The following is a 17,530-nucleotide window of genomic DNA, read 5'->3' on the forward strand; positions in this document are numbered from 1 at the left end:
TCCCCATGGCCGTCAAGAAACGAGGTCTCGGACGAGGACTGGATGCACTGCTGAGTGGTCCGACCGTCAGCTCGCTGGAAGAACAAGCGGCGCAAGCCGATCACCGTGAGCTGCAACACTTGCCACTGGACTTGCTCCAGCGCGGCAAGTACCAGCCGCGTCGTGACATGGACCCGCAGGCGCTCGAAGAGCTGGCGCAGTCGATCAAGGCCCAGGGCGTCATGCAGCCCATCGTGGTGCGCCCGATCGGCGCTGGCCGCTTCGAAATCATTGCCGGTGAACGCCGCTGGCGTGCCAGCCAGCAGGCCGGGCAGGAAACCATCCCGGCGATGGTTCGCGATGTACCCGATGAAACCGCGATCGCCATCGCGCTGATCGAGAACATCCAGCGCGAAGACCTCAACCCCATCGAAGAAGCGGTGGCCCTGCAGCGCTTGCAGCAGGAGTTCCAGCTGACCCAGCAACAGGTGGCCGAGGCTGTGGGCAAGTCCCGGGTGACCGTGGCGAACCTGTTGCGCCTGATTTCCTTGCCGGAAGTCATCAAGACCATGTTGTCCCACGGCGACCTGGAAATGGGTCATGCCCGTGCTTTGCTCGGTTTGCCGGAAAATCAGCAGGTCGAAGGGGCGCGACATGTTGTCGCACGCGGGCTGACCGTGCGCCAAACCGAGGCACTGGTTCGCCAGTGGTTGAGTGGTAAACCTGAGCCTGTTGAAGCGGCAAAACCGGACCCGGATATCGCCCGTCTCGAACAGCGCCTGGCCGAGCGCCTAGGCTCTGCGGTGCAGATTCGCCACGGTAAGAAGGGTAAGGGGCAGTTGGTGATTGGCTACAACTCCCTGGACGAGCTTCAAGGCGTACTCGCACATATCCGCTGAAACATTTCCTCATGTAGCGCGCAGTCGGAAATCACTACCTGACAGTTGAATAGGGGCAGAACCGCCCCTATACTCTGCGCGCATTTTGTCGGCACAAATTATGCCAAGTTAGTGAATTTCGGCAGCCGACCATTGGAGAGTAAAAGTGATGGAAACCCGCACGCCAAACCGCCTGCCCTTCCATCGCCTGGCAGTTTTTCCGGTGTTGATGGCTCAATTTGTCGTGTTGCTGATCGCCGCTTTGGCGCTCTGGTACCGATATGGAGTCGTTGCCGGGTACTCCGGACTCTGCGGAGGCCTGATAGCCTTGCTACCCAATGTTTATTTCGCTCACAGGGCATTTCGGTTTTCCGGCGCCCGAGCAGCCCAGTCCATCGTCCGGTCATTTTATGCCGGCGAGGCAGGCAAACTGATTTTGACGGCAGTGCTGTTTGCACTGGTGTTTGCAGGTGTGAAGCCACTGGCGCCGATTGCAGTATTCGGTGCCTTCGTGCTGACTCAGTCGGTCAGCTGGTTCGCTCCCCTGCTGATGAGAACAAGACTTTCGAGACCTTAGGGCGTTTGAGGCAACCATGGCAGAAACAACCGCTTCGGGCTATATCCAGCACCACTTGCAGAACCTGACCTTCGGTCAGCACCCTACCGGCGGCTGGGGCTTTGCCCACACCGCAGCAGAAGCCAAGGAAATGGGCTTCTGGGCTTTCCACGTCGATACTCTCGGCTGGTCGGTCGCTTTGGGTCTGATCTTCGTTCTTCTTTTCCGCATGGCGGCAAAGAAGGCGACTTCCGGTCAGCCTGGTGCTTTGCAGAACTTCGTTGAAGTTTTGGTCGAATTCGTCGATGGCAGCGTGAAAGACAGCTTCCATGGCCGTAGCCCGGTGATTGCACCGCTGGCACTGACCATCTTCGTCTGGGTGTTCCTGATGAACGCCGTCGACCTGATTCCGGTCGACTGGATTCCTCAGCTGGCCATGGCGATCTCCGGCGATCCGCACATTCCATTCCGTGCCGTATCGACCACTGACCCGAACGCTACCCTGGGCATGGCCCTGTCGGTGTTCGCGTTGATCATTTTCTACAGCATCAAGGTCAAGGGCATCGGCGGCTTTATCGGCGAACTGACCCTGCACCCGTTCGGCAGCAAGAACATCTTCGTTCAGGCCCTGCTGATCCCGGTGAACTTCCTGCTGGAATTCGTGACCCTGATCGCCAAGCCGATCTCCCTGGCTCTGCGTCTGTTCGGCAACATGTACGCCGGCGAGCTGGTCTTCATTCTGATTGCTGTGATGTTCGGCAGCGGTCTGCTCTGGCTTAGTGGCCTGGGCGTTGTTCTGCAGTGGGCGTGGGCTGTGTTCCACATCCTGATCATCACCCTGCAGGCGTTCATCTTCATGATGTTGACCATCGTTTACCTGTCGATGGCACACGAAGAAAACCATTAAGACCAGTCTCGACTAGTCTGATGTCCTTCCCGGTCAAACGGGAAGGTGCTCCTGACGGGGCATCTGAAACGATTTGTTTTACCGCTTTAATCTAAAAAACCTAAACCATACGACGTAAAAGTCGGGAGGAAAGATGGAAACTGTAGTTGGTCTAACCGCTATCGCTGTTGCACTGTTGATCGGCCTGGGCGCACTGGGTACCGCAATTGGTTTCGGCCTGCTGGGCGGCAAGTTCCTGGAAGGCGCAGCGCGTCAACCAGAAATGGTTCCAATGCTGCAAGTTAAAATGTTCATCGTTGCCGGTCTGCTCGACGCCGTAACCATGATCGGTGTTGGTATCGCTCTGTTCTTCACCTTTGCGAACCCGTTCGTTGGTCAGATCGCTGGCTAATTACTCGGATCTTCCGGGTAATTTGGTGTGATGGACAACGTAACTGCGAGGTGTTGGCGTGAACATTAATGCGACCCTGATTGGCCAGTCCGTTGCGTTCCTGATTTTTGTACTGTTCTGCATGAAGTTCGTATGGCCTCCGGTCATCGCGGCTTTGCACGAACGTCAAAAGAAGATCGCTGATGGTCTGGACGCTGCCAGCCGAGCAGCTCGCGACCTGGAGTTGGCCCAAGAGAAAGCGGGTCAGCAACTGCGCGAAGCGAAAGCTCAGGCAGCTGAAATCATCGAGCAAGCCAAGAAACGCGGTAATCAGATCGTTGAAGAGGCTGTTGAAAAAGCCCGTATCGACGCTGACCGTGTGAAGGTTCAGGCTCAAGCCGAGATCGAACAGGAACTGAACAGTGTCAAAGACGCGCTGCGTGCCCAAGTGGGCTTGCTGGCAGTCGGCGGCGCCGAGAAGATCCTGGGTGCCACAATCGATCAAAACGCGCACGCAGAGCTGGTTAACCAACTGGCTGCTGAAATCTAAGCGAGGGCGATCATGGCAGAACTGACCACGTTGGCCCGACCTTACGCTAAGGCGGCCTTCGAGCACGCTCAGGCCCACCAGCAACTGGCCAATTGGTCAGCCATGCTCGGCCTGGCTGCAGCGGTGTCGGAAGACGACACCATGCAGCGCGTGCTCAAGGCCCCGCGACTGACGAGCGCAGAAAAGGCCGCCACGTTCATTGACGTGTGCGGCGACAAGTTTGATGCCAAGGCACAGAACTTCATCAACGTCGTTGCCGAAAACGACCGTCTCCCGCTGTTGCCGGAGATTGCCGCTCTTTTCGACCTGTACAAGGCCGAACAAGAGAAGTCGGTAGACGTAGAAGTGACCAGTGCTTTTGCATTGAACCAAGAACAGCAAGACAAACTCGCCAAGGTTCTCAGTGCACGACTCAACCGGGAAGTGCGCCTGCAAGTTGCGGAGGACGCTGCCCTTATTGGTGGTGTCGTCATCCGCGCCGGCGACCTGGTTATCGATGGCTCGATTCGCGGCAAAATCGCGAAACTTGCCGAAGCATTGAAATCTTGAGTTTGAAGGGGCAGCAGAGCAATGCAGCAACTCAATCCTTCCGAAATAAGTGAAATTATCAAGGGCCGCATCGACAAGCTCGATGTGACCTCCCAAGCCCGTAACGAAGGCACTGTCGTCAGCGTATCTGACGGTATCGTGCGGATTCACGGTCTGGCCGACGTAATGTACGGCGAGATGATCGAGTTTCCGGGCGGCGTCTTCGGTATGGCCCTCAACCTGGAGCAAGACTCTGTAGGTGCCGTTGTATTGGGCGCATACCAGTCTCTGGCTGAAGGCATGAGCGCCAAGTGCACCGGCCGCATCCTCGAAGTTCCGGTTGGTAAGGAACTGCTGGGTCGCGTAGTCGACGCACTGGGTAACCCAGTTGACGGCAAAGGTCCACTGGGCAACACCGAGACCGACGCGGTCGAGAAAGTTGCTCCGGGCGTGATCTGGCGTAAGTCGGTAGACCAGCCTGTACAGACTGGCTACAAGGCTGTCGATGCCATGATCCCTGTCGGCCGTGGCCAGCGTGAGCTGATCATCGGTGACCGTCAGATCGGTAAAACCGCTCTGGCGATCGACGCGATCATCAACCAGAAGAACAGCGGCATTTTCTGCGTCTACGTAGCAATCGGTCAGAAACAATCGACCATCGCCAACGTGGTTCGCAAGCTGGAAGAAAACGGCGCCCTGGCTAACACGATCATCGTGGCTGCCAGTGCTTCGGAATCTCCTGCGCTGCAATTCCTGGCACCGTACTCCGGTTGCACCATGGGTGAATTCTTCCGCGACCGCGGTGAAGACGCGCTGATCGTTTATGACGATCTGTCCAAGCAAGCAGTGGCTTACCGCCAGATTTCCCTGCTGCTGCGCCGTCCACCAGGCCGTGAAGCTTACCCAGGCGACGTGTTCTATCTCCACTCCCGTCTGCTGGAGCGCGCATCCCGCGTTTCGGAAGAATACGTAGAGAAGTTCACCAACGGCGCAGTGACCGGCAAAACCGGTTCCCTGACCGCACTGCCGATCATCGAAACCCAGGCTGGCGACGTTTCCGCGTTCGTTCCGACCAACGTGATTTCCATCACCGACGGTCAGATCTTCCTGGAATCGGCCATGTTCAACTCGGGCATCCGCCCTGCAGTGAACGCCGGTGTTTCGGTATCCCGTGTGGGTGGTGCCGCTCAGACCAAGATCATCAAGAAGCTGTCCGGTGGTATCCGTACCGCTCTGGCTCAGTACCGTGAACTGGCGGCATTCGCCCAGTTCGCTTCTGACCTGGACGAAGCGACCCGTAAGCAACTTGAGCATGGTCAGCGCGTTACCGAGCTGATGAAGCAGAAGCAATACGCACCAATGTCGATCGCTGACATGGCGCTGTCGCTGTATGCCGCTGAGCGTGGGTTCCTGACTGACGTTGAAATCGCCAAGATCGGCAGCTTCGAACAAGCGCTGATTGCTTTCTTCAACCGCGATCACGCCGAATTGATGGCGAAGATCAACGTGAAGGGTGACTTCAATGACGAAATCGACGCTGGCATGAAAGCCGGTATCGAGAAGTTCAAGGCCACCCAAACCTGGTAAGCCGCAGCGGGAGCCTAGCGGCTCCCGCTTGCTAACCTGATAGGTGTTACATGGCAGGCGCAAAAGAGATTCGCAGTAAGATTGCGAGCATCAAAAGCACGCAAAAGATTACCAGCGCCATGGAAAAAGTGGCGGTCAGCAAAATGCGCAAGGCACAAATGCGCATGGCTGCTAGCCGTCCTTATGCGGAGCGTATCCGCCAGGTAATTGGGCATCTGGCCAACGCCAACCCGGAATACCGCCACCCGTTCATGATCGACCGCGAAATCAAGCGTGTCGGTTATGTCGTAGTGAGCAGTGACCGTGGTCTGTGCGGCGGCTTGAACACCAACCTGTTCAAGGCCCTGGTCAAGGACATGGCGGTAAACCGCGAAAACGGCGTCGAGATCGATCTGTGTGTCGTTGGTAGCAAGGGTGCGGCCTTTTTCCGCAACTTCGGCGGTAACGTCGTTGCAGCTATCAGCCACCTGGGTGAAGAGCCGTCGATCAATGATCTGATCGGCAGCGTCAAGGTGATGCTGGATGCCTACCTGGACGGCCGTATTGACCGCCTGTCCGTGGTGTCCAACAAGTTCATCAACACCATGACGCAACAGCCTACCGTGGAGCAATTGATTCCACTGGTGGCAACCCCGGATCAAGACCTCAAGCACCACTGGGACTATCTCTACGAACCGGATGCCAAGGAGCTGCTGGACGGCTTGATGGTCCGTTACGTGGAGTCGCAGGTCTACCAGGCGGTGGTCGAGAACAACGCGGCTGAACAAGCTGCGCGGATGATCGCGATGAAGAACGCTACCGACAACGCCGGTGATTTGATCAGCGATTTGCAGCTGGTCTACAACAAGGCGCGTCAGGCTGCGATCACCCAAGAGATCTCGGAAATCGTCGGCGGCGCTGCCGCGGTTTAACGGTTCAAATATTCAGAGGATCCAGCTATGAGTAGCGGACGTATCGTTCAAATCATCGGCGCCGTTATCGACGTGGAATTTCCACGCGACAGCGTACCGAGCATCTACAACGCGCTGACTGTACAAAGCGCGGCCGGGACCACCCTGGAAGTTCAGCAACAGCTGGGCGACGGCGTGGTTCGTACCATTGCGATGGGTTCCACCGAAGGCTTGAAGCGCGGTCTGGACGTTGTCGACTCTGGCGCAGCCATCTCCGTACCGGTCGGTAAAGCGACTCTGGGCCGGATCATGGACGTTCTGGGCAACCCGATCGACGAAGCAGGTCCAATCGATACCGACGAGCGTTGGGGCATTCACCGTCCAGCGCCTTCGTTCGCTGAACAGGCAGGCGGCAACGACCTGCTGGAAACCGGCATCAAGGTTATCGACCTGGTCTGCCCGTTCGCCAAAGGCGGTAAAGTCGGTCTGTTCGGTGGTGCCGGTGTAGGCAAAACCGTAAACATGATGGAACTGATCCGTAACATCGCCATCGAGCACAGCGGTTATTCCGTGTTCGCAGGTGTGGGTGAGCGTACTCGTGAGGGTAACGACTTCTACCACGAGATGAAGGATTCCAACGTTCTGGACAAAGTGGCACTGGTTTACGGTCAGATGAACGAGCCGCCGGGTAACCGTCTGCGCGTAGCACTGACCGGCCTGACCATGGCCGAGAAGTTCCGTGACGAAGGTAACGACGTTCTGCTGTTCGTCGACAACATCTATCGTTACACCCTGGCCGGTACTGAAGTATCCGCACTGCTGGGCCGTATGCCTTCGGCAGTAGGTTACCAGCCGACCCTGGCTGAAGAGATGGGCGTTCTGCAAGAACGTATCACTTCGACCAAGGAAGGTTCGATCACTTCGATCCAAGCGGTATACGTACCTGCGGATGACTTGACCGACCCGTCGCCAGCGACCACCTTCGCCCACTTGGACGCCACCGTCGTTCTGTCCCGTGACATCGCCTCCCTGGGTATCTACCCAGCGGTCGATCCACTGGACTCGACTTCGCGCCAGCTGGACCCGAACGTGATCGGCCAGGACCACTACGACACCGCTCGCGGCGTTCAGTACGTTCTGCAGCGTTACAAAGAACTGAAGGACATCATTGCGATCCTGGGTATGGACGAGCTGTCGGAAGCCGACAAGCAGTTGGTAAACCGTGCTCGTAAGATCCAGCGTTTCTTGTCGCAGCCGTTCTTCGTGGCTGAAGTCTTCACCGGTGCATCGGGTAAATACGTTTCCCTGAAAGACACCATTGCTGGCTTCAAAGGCATCCTCAACGGTGACTACGACCACCTGCCAGAACAAGCGTTCTACATGGTTGGCGGCATCGAAGAAGCGATCGAGAAAGCCAAGAAACTGTAATCCCGGCGCCCGGCAACGGGCGCTAATTTAGGTTGAGGCAATCAGATGGCTATGACAGTCCATTGCGATATCGTCAGCGCGGAAGGGGAAATCTTTTCCGGTCTGGTCGAGATGGTGATTGCGCACGGTGCACTGGGTGATCTTGGTATCGCCCTGGGTCACGCGCCGCTGATCACTAATCTGAAGCCAGGTCCGATCCGCCTGGTCAAGCAGGGCGGGGAAGAGGAGGTGTATTACATCTCCGGTGGTTTCCTCGAGGTTCAGCCGAACATGGTCAAAGTACTTGCCGACACCGTGCAACGTGCTGCCGACCTGGATGAAGCCTCCGCTCAGGAAGCCGTCAAGGCTGCCGAGAAGGCCTTGCATGAACGTGGCGCTGAATTCGATTACGGTTCCGCTGCCGCACGTCTGGCCGAGGCCGCAGCTCAGCTGCGCACCGTCCAGCAGATCCGCAAGAAGTTCGGCCACTAAGGCTGCGCTTGTTGTGTGATTGATTAAAAAGGGTAGCCTCGGCTACCCTTTTTTCTTTTCCGATTTTTACAACCTGGTCGCAGCCGCTGACCACCCAGGATTGGTAGCCAGTCATGTCTCTTGAAATCGTTATTCTCGCTGCTGGCCAAGGCACGCGCATGCGTTCCGCTTTGCCGAAAGTACTGCACCCGATTGCCGGCAACTCCATGCTCGGCCATGTTATCCACAGCGCCCGACAACTTGATCCACAGCGCATCCACGTGGTGATCGGCCATGGCGCCGATGCCGTGCGTGAGCGCCTGGCCGCTGACGATCTGAATTTCGTCCTTCAGGACAAACAACTGGGCACCGGTCACGCCGTGGCCCAGGCTGTACCCTTCATCAAGGCCGACACCGTGCTGGTTCTGTACGGTGATGTGCCTTTGATTGAAACGGAAACCCTGCAGCGCCTGCTCAAGCTGGTCGTGCCTGGGCAAATGGGCCTGCTCACCGTCGAACTGGACGACGCGACCGGTTACGGTCGAATTGTTCGCGACGCTGATGGCAAGGTGTCCGCGATCGTCGAGCACAAGGACGCCACCGAAGCTCAACGTGCCATCAACGAAGGCAACACCGGCATCCTCGCAGTCCCGGCGGATCGCCTGGCTGACTGGACCAGTCGCCTGTCCAACAACAACGTGCAGGGCGAGTATTACCTGACCGACGTGATCGAAATGGCGGTCAACGATGGTCTGGTGGTGGCTACCGAACAACCCCACGACGCGATGGAAGTGCAGGGCGCCAACGATCGTAAACAGCTTTCCGAACTTGAGCGTCACTATCAATTGCGCGCTGGTCTGCGCTTGATGGCCCAAGGCGTGACGCTGCGCGACCCGGCGCGTTTCGATGTGCGCGGTGAAGTCACGGTTGGCCGCGACGTGCTGATCGACATCAACGTGATTCTCGAAGGCAAGGTGGTCATCGAAGACGACGTGGTGATCGGCCCGAACTGCGTGATCAAGGACAGTACACTGCGCAAAGGCGTGGTCATCAAGGCCAACAGCCACATCGAAGGCGCCATCCTCGGTGAAGCCAGCGATGCCGGTCCGTTCGCCCGTCTGCGTCCAGGCACCGTGCTGGAAGCCCGCGCGCATGTGGGTAACTTCGTCGAGTTGAAAAACGCGCACCTGGGCGAAGGCGCCAAGGCCGGTCACCTGGCCTATCTGGGCGACGCCGAGATCGGCGCGCGCACCAACATTGGCGCCGGTACCATCACCTGCAACTACGATGGTGTGAACAAGTGGAAAACCGTGCTGGGTGCGGATGTGTTCATCGGCTCCAACAACTCGTTGGTAGCGCCTGTGGATATCTTGGACGGTGCAACCACGGCAGCCGGATCGACCATTACTTCGACTGTGGATAAATCCCAGTTGGCCATCGGACGTGCTCGTCAGAAGAACATCGACGGCTGGAAGCGGCCGGAGAAAGTCAAAAAGAACTGAGTTATACACAACTCCCTTGTAGGAGCGAGCTTGCTCGCGATGGGCGTGAACGATGACGCATTCTTTCTGGAAAAATGCGCCGCTCTCGAATTCATCGCGAGCAAGCTCGCTCCTACAAGTTATCCACAGTTCTTTTTATCGCATGACGCTTGACGAAGTTTCGCCGATAGGTTTTGATTGCTTCCGTTATCTTTCGAATCGAAACTTACCAGCCCATGTCGAAGCGCAACACGCCTCAGCGTCGCCACAACATTCTCGCCTTGCTCACTGAGCAGGGCGAAGTCAGTGTGGATGAGTTGGCCAAGCGCTTCGAAACGTCGGAAGTTACGATTCGCAAGGATCTGGCGGCACTTGAAAGCAATGGTCTGTTGCTGCGTCGCTACGGGGGGGCCATCACCATGCCTCAGGAGCTGGTGACCGACCTGGGTCAGCCGGTTTCCAAGTACAAACAAGCCATCGCCCGTGCCGCCGTCGCGCGGATCCGCGAGCATGCGCGCATCATTATCGACAGTGGCAGTACCACCGCCTCGATGATCCCGGAACTGGGTCAGCAACCTGGCCTGGTGGTGATGACCAACTCGCTGCATGTCGCCAATGCCTTGAGCGAGCTTGAGCATGAACCGGTGCTGTTGATGACCGGTGGCACCTGGGACCCGCATTCCGAGTCCTTTCAGGGGCAGGTCGCCGAGCAGGTACTACGCTCCTACGACTTCGACCAGCTGTTCATCGGTGCCGATGGCATCGATCTGGTTCGCGGTACAACCACCTTCAACGAACTGCTGGGGCTGAGCCGGGTCATGGCCGAAGTCGCCCGAGAAGTGGTAGTGATGGTGGAGGCCGACAAGATCGGCCGCAAGATTCCCAACCTGGAACTGCCCTGGAGCAGTGTCCATACCCTTATTACCGATGAACGCCTGCCGCTTGAGGCTCGCGATCAGATTCAGGCCCGCGGCATCACTTTGATATGCGCGGCTGTCAGTCAGGAGAAATAGCATGTGTGGAATTGTCGGCGCAGTCGCAGAACGTAACATCACCGCCATCCTCGTCGAAGGCCTCAAGCGCCTTGAATACCGTGGGTACGACAGCGCCGGCGTGGCGGTCTACACCAACGATGAAAAACTCGAGCGCATGCGTCGTCCGGGCAAGGTCAGCGAGCTGGAACAGGCACTGGCCACCGAGCCGCTGGTCGGTCGCCTGGGCATCGCCCATACCCGCTGGGCTACTCACGGCGCACCGTGCGAGCGCAATGCTCACCCGCATTTCTCCGGTGACCTGGCAGTGGTGCACAACGGCATCATCGAAAACCACGAAGCCCTGCGTGAACAACTCAAGGCCCTGGGCTATGTGTTCACCTCGGACACCGACACCGAAGTCATCGCTCACCTGCTGAACCACAAACTCAAGGATCTGAGCGACCTGACCGTGGCCCTGAAGGCGACCGTCAAAGAGTTGCACGGTGCCTACGGTCTGGCGGTCATCAGTGCAAAACAACCGGATCGCCTGGTTGCAGCCCGCAGCGGCAGCCCGCTGGTGATCGGCCTGGGCCTGGGGGAAAACTTCCTCGCGTCCGACCAGTTGGCCCTGCGCCAGGTCACCGACCGCTTCATGTACCTGGAAGAAGGCGACATCGCCGAAATCCGCCGCGACAGTGTGCAGATCTGGGACGTTGACGGCCAGGCTGTCGAGCGTGAAACCGTGCAGTACCGCGATGGCGCGGAAGCCGCTGATAAAGGCGAATTCCGCCACTTCATGCTCAAGGAAATCCACGAGCAACCGTCCGTGGTGCAGCGCACCCTGGAAGGTCGCCTGAGCCAGAACCAGGTGCTGGTACAGGCATTCGGTCCACAGGCTGCCGAGTTGTTCGCCAAAGTGCGCAACGTCCAGATCGTCGCGTGCGGCACCAGCTACCACGCCGGCATGGTCGCGCGTTACTGGCTCGAAGAGCTGGCCGGCATTCCTTGCCAGGTCGAAGTCGCCAGCGAATTCCGCTACCGCAAGGTGGTGGTGCAGCCGGACACCTTGTTCGTGACCATCTCCCAGTCCGGCGAAACCGCCGACACCCTGGCCGCGCTGCGCAACGCCAAGGAACTGGGCTTCCTCGCCAGCCTGGCGATCTGCAACGTCGGCATCAGCTCGCTGGTGCGTGAATCCGACCTGACCCTGTTGACCCAGGCCGGCCGCGAAATCGGTGTGGCGTCGACCAAAGCCTTCACCACGCAATTGGTGGGCCTGCTGTTGCTGACACTTTCCCTGGGTCAGGTTCGTGGCACCCTGGCCAAAGGCGTCGAAGCGACGCTGGTCGAAGAACTGCGCCGTTTGCCAACCCGTCTGGGCGAAGCGCTGGCGATGGACAGCACCGTGGAAAAAATCTCCGAGCTGTTCGCCGAGAAAAACCACACCCTGTTCCTCGGCCGTGGCGCGCAATTCCCGGTAGCGATGGAAGGGGCACTCAAGCTCAAGGAAATTTCCTACATCCACGCCGAAGCCTATCCGGCCGGCGAGCTGAAACACGGCCCGTTGGCGCTTGTGGATAACGACATGCCAGTGGTGACCGTGGCGCCGAACAACGAACTGCTGGAGAAGTTGAAATCCAACCTCCAGGAAGTCCGCGCCCGCGGCGGCCAGTTGATCGTCTTCGCTGACGAGAAGGCCGGCATGACCAACGGTGAAGGCACCCACGTGGTGCACATGCCGCACATCCACGACATCCTGTCGCCGATCCTCTACACCATCCCGCTGCAACTGCTGTCGTACTACGTCGCCGTGCTTAAGGGCACCGACGTTGACCAGCCGCGCAACCTGGCGAAATCGGTCACCGTGGAATAAGTTATCCACAATGAAAAACCCCCTCTTCAGGGGGTTTTTCTGTTTCTAGGCAGTCGTAATTCGACGTCGCCGCCGCGTATCCAGCAGATGCACCATCACACAGGCATACAAGGTCACCAGAATGAACAGTCCCATGCGGATGGCGAAGGCGGTATAGACGTCCTTGCCCGCGGCGCTATCCTGCACCGATTGGCCGAGCAGAATGATCAGGGTCGCCAGGCTGTTGAGCCAGAAGCTCGGTGGTTGTCGGGTCTGGGCCAGGCCGTAGAGTTTTCTGGCCGCCAGCAAGCCGAACAGCAGCATCCACAGAAAAAACATCCACAGGTTGACGAACAGGCTCAGCGCGCACCAGAAAACAATCGCCATCAGGCCACCGAGCAGGGTCGAGCCGAGCAGTTCCTGGCCGGCGCTGCGGGCGCTGGTGGCGCAGCTTTGTTGGCCGAGGCTGACGGCTTTCATGATGATCGGCAGGTAGCTCGCCGGGTCGATCATGGCCAGCAGGAAAGTCGGCAGCACCACCAGCGTGGCTCTTAATGCCAGCCAACCGCTTTCGGTGGGAGACAGGCTCGGGCCGGGTTTGGCTTGTGGGGCGCTGGCGGGGTCGGGGAATAGCCAATGGCTGATGGTCAGTGTCGTGACCGCCAGGAACAGGCCTTTGACCAAGGCCACGATCACCTCAAGCGCCAGGGCGAATTCAGCGGTTCCGGCCGAGCTGATCAAGGTCAGGCCCACCACCAGGAAGGTCGCCACCAGCGGATTGCCGCCGCGCAGGCCATAACCGAAGGCCAGGAACAGGCACAGTCCGACCAGCAGCACGCCACTGAACGGGTAGTAACGCAGCAGAGGGATCAGCAGCAGGCCGGTCCCGGTGGTCAGCATAAGGATGAGGACCAGGCCCAGGCTGGCCTTGAACGGTAATGGCCGGTTCATCGCTGCCAGCATCATCAGCGCCAGCATCGGTGAGAGGAACGGGATGGGCAAGGCCAGACCGAAGCTCGCCGCCAGGCACAGCGCCGTACCGAAGCTCAGGCGCAAGGCGCGCTGAACCCGGGCCGGGCGCTCAATACGCATAGGACATCCAGCTCATCAGGCGCAAAAAGATGCGCCCAAGAAAATTCAGCGGATTGCCCTCGCTCGGGAACGCCATGACTTCGGCCTGGCCGCCGGAGCGGATGCCTTGCGGGCTGGTCAGCTCACCGGGTTCGAATTCGATGATGACCGGAAAGCGCTGGGCAGGACGCAGCCAGTCGCGGCTGTTCTCCACTTTCGGCAGGCTGCCCGGCTGGGTGGTCTGGCCGATATCGACGCCATAGCCGACGCTGCGCACATGGCCTCGGTAGATTTTCCCCGGCAGGGCGTCGAGCACGATGGACACCGGTGTCCCGGGCTGGACGCTGCCCAGGTTGTTTTCGGTCATGTCGGCGCTGATCCACACGTCGTGGATGGCGATCAGGGTCATCACCGGCGCACCGGCGGCGGCGAACTGGCCGACATCGGTGCGCAGATCGGTGATCAGGCCGGCCGAACGCGCGTGGACCTTGGTATTGCTCAAGTCCAGCTCGGCTTTTTCAAGGTTGCTGGCGGCGCTGAGCAACTGGGCGTTTTCGTCTTCGTTACCGCCCTGTGTTTCCCGCGCACGTTGTACTTCAGCCTTGGCCGCGGCGACCTGGCTGATGGATTCTTGCACGGTGGCGCGGGATATCTCCAGGCGTCGCAGCGAGATGGTGCCCGGGTCTTCGCGGTACAGGCGCTCAAGCCGCTGGATGTCCTGGCGTGCCTTGAGCTCGTTGGCCTGGGCGGCGCGCAGGGAAGCTTGCTTGGAGTCGATGCCGGCGGTGTTGGCGCCCACCTGGCGCCGGGTCGATTCAAGGTCGGCGCGGGCGCGATCGACGGCGATCTGGTACTGCTCCGGGTTGACTTCAAACAGCAATTCGCCAGCCTTCACGTCCTGGTTGTTGCGTACATGCACCTTGGTCACCCGGCCGGAAACCTCGGCTGCCACCGGCACAATAAAGGCCTGCACCCGTGCCTGTTGCGTGTAGGGCGTGTAACGGTCGGCCATCAGGTACCAGGCCAGGCTGAGGATGATCAGCAGCACCACCCAGTTGATCGCTTTTCTGGCCGGGTCGGCGGTGGCGGCCGAGGCGTTCTCGGCGGCCGGTTGCTGGCTGTCAGTCATGGGCACCTTCCTTCGGTTCGTCGAGCAGATCGCCCCAATCGGTCCGTTGTTGCATCTGTTTGCGGGTGGCCGGGTCGATCATCGGCTGGTCGCTGTACCAGCCACCGCCCAGGGCCTTGTACAGGGCGATCAGGCTGTTGACGGCGGTGCCGCGGTTGACCAGGTAGATATCCTGTTGGGCAAACAGGGCGCGCTGGGCATCCAGCACACGCTGGAAATCCGAATAGCCTTCGCGGTATTGGGCATTGGCCAGGGTCACCGAGCGTTCGGCGGCTACCGAGGCTTCGCTGAGGATCTGGTCGCGCTCCAGCGCCTTGATCAAACCGGTCGCGGCATCGTCAGCCTCGCGTGCCGCCTGACGCACGCTGTCCTGGTAGATGACGATCAGCTGCTGCAGGCGGGCATCCTGTACGCGCACGTTGTTGGTGATCCGGCCGTGGTCGAAGATGTCCCAGCGCAGGCTGGGGCCGGCCACCATGTCGAGAGTGTTGGATGCACCGCTGAGCGAGCTGGCGGACCAGACGATGCTGCCGAGCAGGCTGATGGAGGGGTAGAGGTCGGTCTCGGCTACGCCGATCAATGCCGACTGCGCCGCCACTTGCAGCTCGGCAGCGCGAACATCGGGGCGCCGCACCAGCAGGTTGGCCGGCACATCCTGCAGGACGGCGGTATCGAGCAACGGCACTAGCCCGGTGTTGCGGTTCAGGTCAGGGATGGTGCCGGGTGGCTGGCCGATCAGGGTGGACAACGCATTGCGCAAACTCGCCACCTGGCTCTCGAAATCCGGGATGGTGCTCAGGGTGCCCAGGTACTGGGTCTTGGCTTGTTGCAGGTCGAGTTCAGCTTCAGCGCCGCTCTTGAACAGGCGCTCGGTGATCTCGTAGCTGCGCTTCTGCAATTTGGCGTTGCTGCGGGCGATGGCCAGGCGCGCCTCGGCGGTGCGCAAGGCGTAGTAGTTTTGCGCCAGTTGCGCGTGCAACAGCACCAAGGCGTTTTCATAGTTGGCCTGGGCGGCAAACCAGGACGCGTCGGCCGATTCGATGGCACGGCTGAAGCGCCCCCAGAAATCCAGCTCCCAACCGATATCGAAGCCGGCGCTGTATTGCCAGAAATGCGTGTCCTGAGGATTCGCGCCGCCCGATTGCCGACGGTCCAGGTACAGGCTGTCGGCGCTGGCCTGCTGCAATTGCGGGTAGCGTCCACTCAGGGCGATACCCAATTGCGCGCGGGACTCCATGACCCGCAGGCCGGCGACGTGCAGGTCGGGGTTGTGGGCATCGGCTTCGGCCATCAAATGGTCCAGCACCGGGTCGTTGAACACGCGCCACCATTGGCGGCTGTCCGGTTGCGCGTGTTGTTGGCCGGCGATTTCCAGGGCCGGGCTGTTCCAGTGTTCGACCCAGGGCTGGGCCGGCGACTGGAAATCCGGCCCGAGTTGCACGCAGCCCCCCAGAACGACGGTGCCACAGAGCAGCAACCGGCTGACGCGAGCAGGGCGAGGCATCAAGCGCAAACTCCTCAGAGGGGACGCTGATCGTTCATTGCCTCTATTTGCGGTGTCTCGTTCAACGCCTCGAGCTCGGGTGTCTCGCTCAGCAACTCGGCAGACGGTTGGTCCTGGACCCACTGCCAGAACAGTTGGTAGCCCACCGCCAGCGCAACCGGCCCGATGAACAAGCCAATGAAGCCGCCGCTGACCATGCCGCCCAAGGCGCCAATCAGAATCACCGGCATGGGCACATCGACGCCGCGGCCAAGCATCAACGGTTTGAGGACGTTGTCGGCCATCCCGGCAATCAGGCTGTAGATGCCAAACACGACGGTGGCCAGGGTGGTCCCTTCGGTGGCGAAGACATAGGCGATCACCGGGATGGTCACCAGCAGTACCGGCAACTGCATGATCCCCATCAACAGCGCCACCATGGCCAGCAGCCCGGCACCGGGGACACCCATGAGTACGAAGCCCACGCCAACCAGCAACATCTGGATAAACGCGATGCCCACTACGCCTTGGGCGACCGCGCGGATGGTTGCAGTGCAAAGCACGGTAATACGCGGCCCACGCTCCGGGCCGGAAAGGCGCGTGGTGATGGCCAGGGCGCTTCTTTCGCCGTTTTCGCCGTAGGCCATGAACACGCCGGCAATGATCAGGGCGCCGATGAACAACAGAAAGCCCACGCCGACGTCAGCCATTTTGCCCAACAAGGTCAGGCCGACGGACTTGATGTAAGGCATCATCTTCATCAGCACGCTGCTCATGTCGGTAGCGGCTTGCATCCAGTAGCCATACAGCGGCTTGCCAATAAGCGGCAGGGAAGCGATTTTTTCGCTGGGCAGCGGAATCTGCAACGTATCGGACTTGAGGATCGCCAGAGTGCCCTGGATCGACTCACTGATCGAGGTGCCCAGCAGGTAGATCGGTACCATCAGCAAAGCCAGGGCGACCACCACAATCAGGGTGGCGGCACGACCGTCCTTGTTGACCAGCTTGCGCTTGATCAGCGCATGCAGCGGATACAGGGTGATGGCCAGAATCATTGCCCAGAGCATGAGGTTGAGGAAGGGGTGGAAGATCTGGAAGCAGAACAGCACCAGCACGGTGATCAGTCCGGCTCGTATCAGTACATCGAGCAAACCACCGGACAGTGCTCTTGCGGAAATGTTTGTGCGCAACATTTTCGAACTCCTTGCGTTGTCACCAGGTTAGCCAGCTAGTTGAAGTTCACTCTTCCCTACTCGCTGAATCTTGAAAGCAGGATCGATGGACAGCCGTCCAAGTGTTAACAACTAACGCCTTATTTAATGTAGGGAAAATTCAACGAGGTACCTGCTAAAGCTCAATAGGTAGCAGTGTGGCTTGTAGTATAGGAGCAGTCTTATATTCCGCCTGTTTACACAGG

Annotated in this window: 17 protein-coding genes; 13 read left to right on the forward strand and 4 right to left on the reverse strand. The window is 59.3% G+C overall.

Going from position 1 to position 17,530, the window contains the following annotated elements; translation table 11 throughout:
• The first annotated feature begins 5 nt into the window (after positions 1 to 5).
• The 13 genes from EI969_RS15655 to glmS all read left to right on the forward strand — a co-directional run bounded on the left by EI969_RS15655 (position 6) and on the right by glmS (position 12,451).
• On the forward strand, positions 6 to 878 hold the full coding sequence (locus EI969_RS15655) for a ParB/RepB/Spo0J family partition protein (protein ID WP_160388583.1): 873 nt from the start codon (positions 6 to 8) through the stop codon (positions 876 to 878).
• Positions 879 to 1,026: 148 nt separating this feature from the next.
• On the forward strand, positions 1,027 to 1,434 hold the full coding sequence (locus tag EI969_RS15660; RefSeq protein WP_008045685.1) for a F0F1 ATP synthase subunit I: 408 nt from the start codon (positions 1,027 to 1,029) through the stop codon (positions 1,432 to 1,434).
• Between the two features lie 16 nt (positions 1,435 to 1,450).
• The gene (gene atpB, locus EI969_RS15665) at positions 1,451 to 2,320 is read left to right on the forward strand and encodes a F0F1 ATP synthase subunit A (RefSeq protein ID WP_160388584.1); all 870 of its coding nucleotides are present in this window, start codon (positions 1,451 to 1,453) and stop codon (positions 2,318 to 2,320) included.
• Between the two features lie 133 nt (positions 2,321 to 2,453).
• Positions 2,454 to 2,711, forward strand: coding sequence for a F0F1 ATP synthase subunit C (atpE, locus tag EI969_RS15670; protein ID WP_003097235.1), 258 nt, complete (start codon positions 2,454 to 2,456; stop codon positions 2,709 to 2,711).
• Between the two features lie 58 nt (positions 2,712 to 2,769).
• Positions 2,770 to 3,240 (forward strand): F0F1 ATP synthase subunit B, encoded by a 471-nt coding sequence (locus tag EI969_RS15675; protein ID WP_008064601.1) that lies wholly within the window; start codon positions 2,770 to 2,772, stop codon positions 3,238 to 3,240.
• Between the two features lie 12 nt (positions 3,241 to 3,252).
• A complete protein-coding gene (locus EI969_RS15680; RefSeq protein ID WP_007934341.1) occupies positions 3,253 to 3,789 on the forward strand; it encodes a F0F1 ATP synthase subunit delta in 537 nt (178 codons plus the stop codon).
• A gap of 21 nt (positions 3,790 to 3,810) precedes the next feature.
• On the forward strand, positions 3,811 to 5,355 hold the full coding sequence (gene atpA / locus EI969_RS15685; protein ID WP_150716641.1) for a F0F1 ATP synthase subunit alpha: 1,545 nt from the start codon (positions 3,811 to 3,813) through the stop codon (positions 5,353 to 5,355).
• 50 nt (positions 5,356 to 5,405) lie between these two features.
• On the forward strand, positions 5,406 to 6,266 hold the full coding sequence (atpG, locus tag EI969_RS15690) for a F0F1 ATP synthase subunit gamma (protein WP_008045673.1): 861 nt from the start codon (positions 5,406 to 5,408) through the stop codon (positions 6,264 to 6,266).
• A gap of 27 nt (positions 6,267 to 6,293) precedes the next feature.
• The gene (atpD, locus tag EI969_RS15695) at positions 6,294 to 7,673 is read left to right on the forward strand and encodes a F0F1 ATP synthase subunit beta (RefSeq protein WP_060540274.1); all 1,380 of its coding nucleotides are present in this window, start codon (positions 6,294 to 6,296) and stop codon (positions 7,671 to 7,673) included.
• Positions 7,674 to 7,718: 45 nt separating this feature from the next.
• Positions 7,719 to 8,144, forward strand: a complete 426-nt coding sequence (locus EI969_RS15700) for a F0F1 ATP synthase subunit epsilon (RefSeq protein WP_007969909.1) — start codon at positions 7,719 to 7,721, stop codon at positions 8,142 to 8,144.
• A 113-nt stretch (positions 8,145 to 8,257) separates the two neighbouring features.
• Positions 8,258 to 9,625, forward strand: coding sequence for a bifunctional UDP-N-acetylglucosamine diphosphorylase/glucosamine-1-phosphate N-acetyltransferase GlmU (glmU, locus tag EI969_RS15705; protein ID WP_160388585.1), 1,368 nt, complete (start codon positions 8,258 to 8,260; stop codon positions 9,623 to 9,625).
• Positions 9,626 to 9,840: 215 nt separating this feature from the next.
• Positions 9,841 to 10,617, forward strand: a complete 777-nt coding sequence (locus EI969_RS15710; protein ID WP_160388586.1) for a DeoR family transcriptional regulator — start codon at positions 9,841 to 9,843, stop codon at positions 10,615 to 10,617.
• A gap of 1 nt (position 10,618) precedes the next feature.
• A complete protein-coding gene (glmS, locus tag EI969_RS15715) occupies positions 10,619 to 12,451 on the forward strand; it encodes a glutamine--fructose-6-phosphate transaminase (isomerizing) (protein WP_160388587.1) in 1,833 nt (610 codons plus the stop codon).
• 45 nt (positions 12,452 to 12,496) lie between these two features.
• Here the strand turns inward: glmS and EI969_RS15720 are convergent, their stop codons facing one another.
• Genes EI969_RS15720 through EI969_RS15735 form a run of 4 tightly spaced genes read right to left on the reverse strand, consistent with a single transcriptional unit; the run spans position 12,497 to position 17,306 of the window.
• Positions 12,497 to 13,522 carry a DUF2955 domain-containing protein gene (locus EI969_RS15720; RefSeq protein WP_160388588.1) on the reverse strand — a complete coding sequence of 342 codons (1,026 nt, stop codon included), beginning with the start codon at positions 13,520 to 13,522 and terminating at the stop codon, positions 12,497 to 12,499.
• Positions 13,512 to 14,630 (reverse strand): HlyD family secretion protein, encoded by a 1,119-nt coding sequence (locus EI969_RS15725; protein ID WP_160388589.1) that lies wholly within the window; start codon positions 14,628 to 14,630, stop codon positions 13,512 to 13,514. Before EI969_RS15725 ends, EI969_RS15720 begins: the two co-directional genes overlap by 11 nt.
• Positions 14,623 to 16,134, reverse strand: a complete 1,512-nt coding sequence (locus EI969_RS15730; RefSeq protein ID WP_160388590.1) for an efflux transporter outer membrane subunit — start codon at positions 16,132 to 16,134, stop codon at positions 14,623 to 14,625. Before EI969_RS15730 ends, EI969_RS15725 begins: the two co-directional genes overlap by 8 nt.
• Positions 16,135 to 16,148: 14 nt before the next feature.
• Positions 16,149 to 17,306 carry an AI-2E family transporter gene (locus EI969_RS15735; RefSeq protein WP_160388591.1) on the reverse strand — a complete coding sequence of 386 codons (1,158 nt, stop codon included), beginning with the start codon at positions 17,304 to 17,306 and terminating at the stop codon, positions 16,149 to 16,151.
• Positions 17,307 to 17,530: the final 224 nt, after the last annotated feature.

Source organism: Pseudomonas sp. PB101, from assembly GCF_009764265.1.
Classification (GTDB): domain Bacteria; phylum Pseudomonadota; class Gammaproteobacteria; order Pseudomonadales; family Pseudomonadaceae; genus Aquipseudomonas.

What these genes read in the sequence shown, in the direction of transcription:
- EI969_RS15735 (WP_160388591.1), bottom strand. Translation starts at nt 17,306, where the DNA reads ATGTTGCGCACAAACATTTCCGCAAGAGCACTGTCCGGTGGTTTGCTC.
- EI969_RS15700 (WP_007969909.1), top strand. Translation starts at nt 7,719, where the DNA reads ATGGCTATGACAGTCCATTGCGATATCGTCAGCGCGGAAGGGGAAATC.
- glmU (WP_160388585.1), top strand. Translation starts at nt 8,258, where the DNA reads ATGTCTCTTGAAATCGTTATTCTCGCTGCTGGCCAAGGCACGCGCATG.
- atpA (WP_150716641.1), top strand. Translation starts at nt 3,811, where the DNA reads ATGCAGCAACTCAATCCTTCCGAAATAAGTGAAATTATCAAGGGCCGC.
- EI969_RS15710 (WP_160388586.1), top strand. Translation starts at nt 9,841, where the DNA reads ATGTCGAAGCGCAACACGCCTCAGCGTCGCCACAACATTCTCGCCTTG.
- glmS (WP_160388587.1), top strand. Translation starts at nt 10,619, where the DNA reads ATGTGTGGAATTGTCGGCGCAGTCGCAGAACGTAACATCACCGCCATC.
- atpG (WP_008045673.1), top strand. Translation starts at nt 5,406, where the DNA reads ATGGCAGGCGCAAAAGAGATTCGCAGTAAGATTGCGAGCATCAAAAGC.
- EI969_RS15725 (WP_160388589.1), bottom strand. Translation starts at nt 14,630, where the DNA reads ATGACTGACAGCCAGCAACCGGCCGCCGAGAACGCCTCGGCCGCCACC.
- EI969_RS15720 (WP_160388588.1), bottom strand. Translation starts at nt 13,522, where the DNA reads ATGCGTATTGAGCGCCCGGCCCGGGTTCAGCGCGCCTTGCGCCTGAGC.
- atpB (WP_160388584.1), top strand. Translation starts at nt 1,451, where the DNA reads ATGGCAGAAACAACCGCTTCGGGCTATATCCAGCACCACTTGCAGAAC.
- EI969_RS15655 (WP_160388583.1), top strand. Translation starts at nt 6, where the DNA reads ATGGCCGTCAAGAAACGAGGTCTCGGACGAGGACTGGATGCACTGCTG.
- EI969_RS15680 (WP_007934341.1), top strand. Translation starts at nt 3,253, where the DNA reads ATGGCAGAACTGACCACGTTGGCCCGACCTTACGCTAAGGCGGCCTTC.
- atpD (WP_060540274.1), top strand. Translation starts at nt 6,294, where the DNA reads ATGAGTAGCGGACGTATCGTTCAAATCATCGGCGCCGTTATCGACGTG.
- EI969_RS15730 (WP_160388590.1), bottom strand. Translation starts at nt 16,134, where the DNA reads ATGCCTCGCCCTGCTCGCGTCAGCCGGTTGCTGCTCTGTGGCACCGTC.
- EI969_RS15660 (WP_008045685.1), top strand. Translation starts at nt 1,027, where the DNA reads ATGGAAACCCGCACGCCAAACCGCCTGCCCTTCCATCGCCTGGCAGTT.
- atpE (WP_003097235.1), top strand. Translation starts at nt 2,454, where the DNA reads ATGGAAACTGTAGTTGGTCTAACCGCTATCGCTGTTGCACTGTTGATC.